The sequence below is a fragment of the Streptomyces aureus genome (assembly GCF_001418135.1).
In the GTDB taxonomy this organism is placed as follows: Bacteria; Actinomycetota; Actinomycetes; order Streptomycetales; family Streptomycetaceae; genus Streptomyces; species Streptomyces aureus_A.
In genome coordinates this window covers 1-6,264 of sequence record NZ_LIPQ01000062.1, presented here as the reverse complement: position 1 = coordinate 6,264, position 6,264 = coordinate 1, and the positions used below count along the sequence as shown (strand labels likewise).

The following is a 6,264-nucleotide window of genomic DNA, read 5'->3' as shown; positions in this document are numbered from 1 at the left end:
GGCGGGCGCGGCCGGTCGGGCGGGCGCGGCTGCGATCCGTGGTTCGCGTGCCAGCAGCACGTCCACCGGGTCCTCGGACTCGCACGTGAAGCCCTCCCGCTCGTAGAGGCGGCGGGCGGCGCTGCCCTGGAGCACGACCAGGCGGACCGGGGCCGCGGCCTCGTCCGCCCGGGCGAGGAGCTCCCGCAGCACCGCCGTCCCGAGGCCCCGCCCCTGGACCTCGGGGGTCAGGTAGAAGTGCTCCAGGTGGAGCCCTTCACCGCCTTCGTACGGGCGGAGCGTGACGCAGCCCGTGAAGACGCCGTCGACCTCGACGACCGAGGTGTACTCGGCCGAGAAGCCGTCCCGCAGCCGTTGCCGCACCCGGTGCTCGTCGTAGCGTCCGAGGCGCACCAGGTCGTCCCGCATGACGACCGCCCGCAGCTCGGCCATCGCCTCGATGTCCTCCGCCCGCCCGGGGCGCAGCGACCAGTTCGTCTCCCCATGCATGGATGCATCCTAGGGAGGCTTCGGGAGCGCCCTCGTAACCGGATCCACGCCGTCCGCGTTGGTGCGGGCATGAAGAAGATGCTCACCGCAGTAGCCCTGACCTGTTTCGCCGCGACCGGCGGCCTGGCCGCCGCCGGAACCGCCGCCGCCGACGCCGGCGGGGTGAACCTGCCGTCGGTCGTGCCGCTCAGCGGCGTCCTGACCCCGAAGGCCGCGCCGGCCGGTACACCCGACCTGCCGCCCGCGAACGCGGCGGTGGAACGCCTGCTCCCCGGACACCACTGAGCCGTACGCGGACGAAGGCGGCGGGACCCCCCACGGGCCCGCCGCCTTCGCGTTTCTGTGACTCGGGTGCGTACGGCCGTCAGTCGGCGACCACCAGCGACGGCGTCTCCTTCGTCAGGACCTCGCCGCGGAAGAACGCGGGGCTCCGGCGCTGCATGACCAGCATGATCACCACGCCGATGAGCAGCAGTCCGACGCCGATCACGAAGACCGAGCCGACGCCGAGGACCGCGGAGCCGGAGCCGTACGCCGGGTCCCACATGTCGTACAGCGTCTTGCCGAAGACGGCGGTCAGCATCAGTCCGCCGAGCAGCGGCATCAGGCCCTTGTAGGCGAAGTCCCGGCCGGAGCGGAAGAGCTCGCCGCGGAAGTACCAGACGCAGGCGAAGGCCGTGAGCGCGTAGTAGAAGCAGATCATCAGGCCGAGCGCGTAGATGGTGTCGACCAGGACGTTCTCGCTGAGCAGGGTCATCACGGTGTAGAAGACGCCGGTGGCGACACCTGCCACGATCGTGGCCTTGCCGGGGGTCTTGAAGACCGGGTGGACCTTGGTGAAGGACTTCGGCAGGGCCTCGTACGTGGACATCGCGAGCACCGTGCGGGCGACCGGGATGAACGTGGTCTGGAGGCTGGCGGCCGCCGAGGCGAGGACCGCGACGAAGAGCAGGATGCCGAGCGTGGGGCCCATGACCGGGCCGGCGAGGGCGGCGAAGACGTTGTCGGAGGTCTCCGGGTTGGCGAGGCCGAGGCCCTCCTCGCCGGAGCCGACGGCCATCTGGGCGGCGATGCCGGTGGCCAGGTAGGAGCCGACCAGGACGACCATCGCGATGAGCGCGGCGCGGCCGGGGGTCTTGGCGCTGCCGGTGGTCTCCTCGTTGGTCGCCATGCAGGCGTCCCAGCCCCAGTACATGAAGATCGAGAGCGAGAGGCCGGCGGTGAAGGCGGCGAAGGACTGGACCGCGAAGGGGTTCATCCAGGACCAGGAGAAGTCGACCGAGGTCTCGAAGGAGCCGGCCTTCGTCAGGGCCATGCCCACGAAGACGGCGAGGACGACGAGCTGGAGGCCGACGAGGGTGTACTGGACGCCCTTGGTGGCGGTCATGCCGCGGTAGCTGATCGCGGTGGCCGCGGCGATGAGTGCCAGGCAGGTGACGATGTGGACGGCTTTGTTGTCGTCCAGGGCGGCGATGGATTCGCTGCCGCTGATCTCGCCGGCGAGGAGCCAGAAGTAGGAGGTCGCGACGCCCGCCAGGTTGGAGAGGACGATGATCGTCGCGATGACGAGGCCCCAGCCGCACATCCAGCCGATCCGGGGCCCGAAGGCCTTCACGGTCCAGGTGAACGAGGTGCCGCAGTCCGGCATGACCTTGTTGAGCTCCCGGTACGCGAAGGCGACGAGGAGCATCGGGAGGAAGCCGGCGAGGAAGATCGCGGGCATCTGCAGTCCGACCTCGCCGGCGGTGGAGCCGAGTGTCGAGGTCAGGCAGTAGACGGGGGCGACGGTCGAGATGCCGATGACGGCACTGCCGAGGAGGCCGACGGAGTTTCCGCCGAGGCCTTTGGTGCGCACGCCGTGGGCACCGGCCGCGCCGTCGGTGTCACCCGGGGCGTTGACGCCCCTTACCGTGTCTCCGGCCTGGGGCCGCGCTTCCACCTGAGTCATGAACAGGACGTTAAATGCTGCGGTTTCCATATCCGGAGGATCGAAATCCGCTCATCTGATCGATCGTCGCCTTGCATTGCGAGGGTCGAAGCGGACGCGCACCAATGATTGAAAGATCGACCAACGGCACGGGCCGACCAACTGGTAGGTCGGTCGACCCATGTCCGATATGCGGGAACCGCAGCCAGGCCCGGAATGTCCGTTTCGAAATTTTCCCGAGGAATTTTCGAGGACGTCGTCAGCCCGGCCACACCACGGCTTGCAGCTCGCTGTACGCGTGCAGCGCGTACGAGCCCACGTCCCGTCCGACCCCGCTCCGCTTGAATCCGCCGAACGGCGCCTCCATGTTCCGTCCGATCGTGTTCACGCCCACCCCGCCCGCCCGCAGCCGGGCCGCGATCCGGAAGGCACGGGCCACGTCGCCCGACCACACGTAGTCGAGGAGCCCGTAGTCGCTGTCGTTGGCGAGCGCGATCCCCTCCTCCTCGTCGTCGAAGGGCACCACCACGACGACCGGCCCGAAGATCTCCTCCCGCACCACCCGCATCTCGTTGGTGCAGTCGGCGAGCAGCGTCGGCGCCACGTAGAAGCCCTTCGGGAGGTCCGGCCGCTCGCCGCCGACGACGACCCGCGCCCCCTCCTTCCGGCCCAGCTCGACGTACGACTCCACCCGGTCGCGGTGGGCCGCCGAGATCACCGGGCCGACGATCGTGCCCCGCTCCGCCGGGTCCCCCACCTTCATGAAGGCCAGATAGCCGGTGAGCTTCTCGATCAGCCGCTCGTAGATCCCGCGCTGGGCGAGCACCCGGGTCGGGGCCGTGCAGATCTGTCCGCTGTAGAAGGAGAACGTCGTACCGATCCCCCTCACCGCCGAGTCCAGGTCGGCGTCGTCGAAGACGAGCGCGGCCCCCTTGCCGCCCAGCTCCATCAGCTGCCGCTTGAGCGTGCGGCCGCAGACCTCGCCGATCGCCTGCCCGACCGCCGTGGAGCCGGTGAACGACACCATGTCGACGTCCGGGGAGTCCACGGCCGCCCGCCCCGCCTCCACCGAGGAGCCGGTCACCACGTTGACGACACCCGGCGGGACACCGGCCTCCGCCAGGGCGCGGGTCATCGCGTACACGGAGAGCGGGTCCTGCGGGGCGGGCTTCACCAGGACCGTGTTGCCCATCGCGAGCGCGGGGGCGATCTTGCCGGCCGGGTTGGCCCAGGGGTTGTTGTACGAGGTGATGCAGGTGACGACGCCGACCGGGCGGCGCACCGCCACCGCGCCGAACACCCCGGCCTTCCCCATCGGGCCCGCCTCGTTGATCTGCGGGGGCAGCGCCTGCTCGACCGGTTCCATGGCCCCGCGCGCGTACCGCCGGAAGCGGGCGGAGCCGACCGCGACCTGCATGCCGCGCGCCGTGCCGGTGGTGGCGCCGGTCTCGGCGCGGGCGAGGAGGGTGTTCGCCTCGGCGTCCCTGGCCATCAGGTCGGCGGCCCGGTCCAGGATCGCGGCCCGCTCCTCCGGTCGCGTCCGGGACCAGGACCCGAAGGCCTCGCGGGCCGCGGCGGCCGCCTCGTACACCTGGGCGCGGGAGGCCTCCGGGGCGAGGCCGACGACCTCCTCGGTGGCCGGATCGATCACCTCGTAGTGACCGCCGTCGGGCTCGGTCCACTCGCCGCCGATGAAGAGCTTCTGGTTCACCTGGTCGCCACCGTCCTCGTGTCACGGCCGGAGCGCAGCACCTTCCCCGGGACCGCGCCGGTCACCTCGTCGTCCCGCACCGTCTCCACGCCGTTGACCCGTACCGACACGATCCCGACCGCCCGCGAGTCGAGCCGCGGGCTGTCCCCCGGCAGGTCGTGCACGAGGGTCGCCGGGCCCGCGTCGATCCGCTCCGGGTCGAAGAGGACCAGGTCGGCGTGGAAGCCCTCGGCGATCCGGCCGCGCTCGCGGAGCCCGAAGAGCCGGGCCGGGTCGTCGGTCAGCATCCGGACCGCCCGCTCCAGCGGCACGAGCCGCCGGCCGCGCAGACAGTCGCCGAGGAACCGGGTCGTGTACGGCGCCCCGCACATCCGGTCCAGGTGGGCGCCCGCGTCGGAGCCGCCGAGCAGCACGTCCTCGTGGTCCCAGGTCTCGCGGCGCAGCGCCCAGGACGCCGGGTCGTTGTCGCTGGGCATCGGCCAGAGGATCGTCCGGAGCTCGTCGTTGGCGCAGATCTCGACGAGGCACTGGAAGGGGTCCTGCCCGCGCTCGGCCGCGATGTCGTCGACGACGCGGCCGGTGAGGCCCTCGTTCTCGGGGCTGTACGTGTCCCCGACGACGTACCGCCCGAAGTGGGCGAGGCGCCGGAAGACCCCGGCCTCCTTGGAGTCGGCGCGCCGCAGCATCTCGGCCCGCACGTCCGGGTCGCGGAGCTTCGCGATCCGCTCGGGCACGGGAAGTCCGAGGATCTCGCCCCACCCCGGGATGAGGTTGAGGGCGCAGAAGGTCCCGAGCGACATGTTCATGGGGGTCAGGATCGGCATGGTGAGGGCGACGATCCGGCCGCCGGACTTCCGGGCCCGCTCGGATGCGGTGAGCTGGCGCGGGACGCGTTCGGGGACGGCGGCGTCGATGGTGAGGACGTTCCAGTTGAGCGGGCGTCCCGCGGCGGCGGTCATCTCGACGAACAGATCGATCTCGTCGTCGGAGAACTGGTCGAGACAGCCCGCCAGGATCGCTTCGAGCTGGGTGCCCTCGTGCTCGCCGACGGCGCGGGAGAGCGCGACGAGCTCCTCCGGGCCGGCGTGCCGGGAGGCGACGGGGGCGCCGTCGCCGTCGGAGTGGGTGGACGACTGGGTGGTGGAGAGCCCCCAGGCACCGGCCTCCATGGCCTCCTTGAGAAGGGCGACCATGTGCGCGAGCTGCTCGGGGGTGGGCTGCCCGCCGACGGCGTCGGCGCCCATCACGTACCTGCGCAGGGCGCAGTGGCCCACCATGAAACCGGCGTTGACGGCGATGCGGCCGTCGAGGGCGTCGAGGTACTCGGCGAACGACGACCACGACCAGTCGACGCCCTCCTCAAGGGCCTTCAGGGCCATCCCCTCGACCTTGGACATCATGCGACGGGTGTAGTCGGCGTCCTCGGGCCGGTCCGGATGCAGCGGGGCGAGGGTGAAACCGCAGTTGCCGCCGGCGACGGTGGTGACGCCGTGGTTCATGGACGGGGTGGCGTACGGGTCCCAGAACAGCTGGGCGTCGTAGTGGGTGTGCGGGTCGACGAAACCGGGCGTGAGGACGAGACCGGTGGCGTCCTCGGTGGTCCGGGCCTCCTCGCGTACGGTGCCGGGCTCGGCGACGACGGCGATCCGGCCGTCGCGGATGCCGACGTCGGCGGTGAAGGCGGGGGCGCCGGTGCCGTCCACGACGGTGGCGCCCGTGATGAGGTGGTCGAGCATGACGGTCCCTTTCTGGACGTGGACACGGGTGTGCCCCGGACCGGGGGCCGCCGCGGAACGGCCTCCGGCCGGGGCCGGTACGGGGCGGCGGTCCGGGAAGACACCACCCCGCGCTTGTCGCACACGGCCCGCGTCGGCGACACGGCCGCCGCGCTACGAACCCCCCACTAGTGGCCCCCAGCGGGCCCCCGCTGCGGGCTGCGCACCCACGTTGTGGGCATCTGTTCCTCCCCCAGACTCCGGCCGGGGGGGACCCCCAGGGCGGAACGGGTGGCACAACGGAACGGCGCCCCTTGCCGGGCCCAGGCTCCCCGCGCCCTGACCCGCACCCCTTGTGCACCGCGCCTGGTGGTGCGGGTCCAGGCACAGAGGGCGCCGTCCCGTGTGCCCACCCGTCCCGC

5 protein-coding genes are annotated in these 6,264 nt (G+C 71.7%); 1 reads left to right on the top strand and 4 read right to left on the bottom strand.

Going from position 1 to position 6,264, the window contains the following annotated elements; all coding sequences use genetic code 11:
• On the bottom strand, nucleotides 1-489 hold a 489-nt coding region (locus tag AOK00_RS06845), incomplete at its 3' end, for a GNAT family N-acetyltransferase (RefSeq protein WP_063886540.1).
• A 69-nt stretch (nucleotides 490-558) separates the two neighbouring features.
• On the opposite strand from AOK00_RS06845, the gene AOK00_RS06840 reads away from it, so the two are divergent.
• The gene (locus AOK00_RS06840) at nucleotides 559-774 is read left to right on the top strand and encodes a hypothetical protein (protein ID WP_055599412.1); all 216 of its coding nucleotides are present in this window, start codon (nucleotides 559-561) and stop codon (nucleotides 772-774) included.
• Between the two features lie 79 nt (nucleotides 775-853).
• Here AOK00_RS06840 and AOK00_RS06835 read toward each other — a convergent pair whose 3' ends face one another.
• The 3 genes from AOK00_RS06835 to AOK00_RS06825 form a co-directional block, all read right to left on the bottom strand.
• Nucleotides 854-2,437 (bottom strand): APC family permease, encoded by a 1,584-nt coding sequence (locus AOK00_RS06835; protein ID WP_055599411.1) that lies wholly within the window; start codon nucleotides 2,435-2,437, stop codon nucleotides 854-856.
• A gap of 238 nt (nucleotides 2,438-2,675) precedes the next feature.
• A complete protein-coding gene (locus AOK00_RS06830) occupies nucleotides 2,676-4,127 on the bottom strand; it encodes an aldehyde dehydrogenase family protein (protein ID WP_055599410.1) in 1,452 nt (483 codons plus the stop codon).
• Nucleotides 4,124-5,863 (bottom strand): N-acyl-D-amino-acid deacylase family protein, encoded by a 1,740-nt coding sequence (locus AOK00_RS06825; protein ID WP_055599409.1) that lies wholly within the window; start codon nucleotides 5,861-5,863, stop codon nucleotides 4,124-4,126. Before AOK00_RS06825 ends, AOK00_RS06830 begins: the two co-directional genes overlap by 4 nt.
• Between the last annotated feature and the right edge of the window lie 401 nt (nucleotides 5,864-6,264).